The following is a 652-nucleotide window of genomic DNA, read 5'->3' as shown; positions in this document are numbered from 1 at the left end:
CAAAAGCGCTGTATCAAAACCTGTTTACAGTGGTTGCCTCGATCATTAAGGATTTTGCCTATACCAAGCATCAGGGAGAAATTGGCTTTACCATGGTGCTGCATACACACAGCAGAAAACGAGATATACATCCGCATATTCATGTTGTGATACCGGCGGGTTATTATCTTAAAGCAAGGCAGCAATGGCATAAGGGAACGAAAGATTATCTGCATAATGAATTTGCATTGGCCAAGGTCTGGCGAGCAAGAATGCTTGAAGCGGTTAATCAACATGACACGCTACAATTACCTAAACGATACCCAAAAAAATGGATCGTGGATTGCCGTCATGTTGGTTATGGTGAGCACGCATTACAATATCTTTCTCGTTACCTATATCGCGGTGTCTTACCCGACAAAGATATCACGTGTATCACCACTGATAGCGTGACCTTTCAATACCGAGACAGTGAAACAAAACAGATAAAAAAACGCACACTGCCGACCTTGCAGTTTTTATGGTTGATACTGCAACACGTTCTGCCTAAAGGATTACAGCGGGTGCGCGATTATGGTTTCTTGCGGGGTAACGCGAAGAAGTTACGACGACGCATACAATTATTGCTCATCACCACTTATCACTGGATACCTCCCGTGAGTAAACCGAGCAA

General features: G+C 43.7%; 1 protein-coding gene. It reads left to right on the top strand.

Annotation, left to right across the window (positions count from 1 at the left end):
• On the top strand, nt 1-652 hold a 652-nt coding region (locus tag CXF72_RS00465), incomplete at both ends, for an IS91 family transposase (protein WP_198552449.1).

Origin of the sequence: Psychromonas sp. MB-3u-54, from assembly GCF_002836415.1 — a bacterium.
GTDB lineage: Bacteria > Pseudomonadota > Gammaproteobacteria > Enterobacterales > Psychromonadaceae > Psychromonas.
Note: the sequence above shows the minus strand (reverse complement) of the source record. Positions and strands in the feature narration are given on the sequence as shown.